This is a genomic window from Cellulomonas biazotea (assembly GCF_004306155.1).
Taxonomy (GTDB): Bacteria; Actinomycetota; Actinomycetes; order Actinomycetales; family Cellulomonadaceae; genus Cellulomonas; species Cellulomonas biazotea.
The window spans coordinates 1-514 of sequence record NZ_BIMR01000146.1 but is presented as its reverse complement, the minus strand read 5'-3'; the positions used below and the strand labels follow the sequence as shown (position 1 = coordinate 514).

Annotated in this window: 1 protein-coding gene; it reads left to right on the top strand. The window is 74.3% G+C overall.

What is annotated here, in order from left to right; translation table 11 throughout:
• A partial coding sequence (locus CBZ_RS10575) for a methyl-accepting chemotaxis protein (protein ID WP_246013265.1) occupies nucleotides 1-436 on the top strand: 436 nt, incomplete at its 5' end.
• Nucleotides 437-514 lie beyond the last annotated feature (78 nt).

Sequence of the window (514 nt, the reverse complement as noted above, 5' to 3'; positions counted from 1 at the left end):
CAACGCGACGATCGAGGCCGCGCGCGCCGGGGAGGCCGGCAAGGGCTTCGCGGTCGTCGCCGGCGAGGTCAAGGAGCTCGCGTCCGAGACGGCCAAGGCCACCGAGGACATCGCCCGCCGGGTCGAGGCCATCCAGGCCGACACCACGGGCGCCGTCGCCGCCATCGGCGAGATCTCCTCGATCATCGAGTCGATCAACGACTACCAGCTCACCATCGCGTCCGCGATCGAGGAGCAGACCGCCACGACCAACGAGATGGCGCGCGGGGTCACCGACGCCGCGACGGGGTCCGGCGAGATCGCGACGAACATCACCGGCGTCGCGACGTCCGCCGCGACGAGCTCCGACGTGCTCACGCAGATGGGCGGGTCCGTCGAGGAGCTCGCCCGGATGTCGGCCGACCTGCGCGCCCGCGTCGCCGCCTTCACCTACTGACCGGCAGGCGCGGCCGGCCTCCGCAGCCCGGACGCGCACCGACGCCCGCGGCTCCCCGTCGAGGACGGGGGCCGCGGG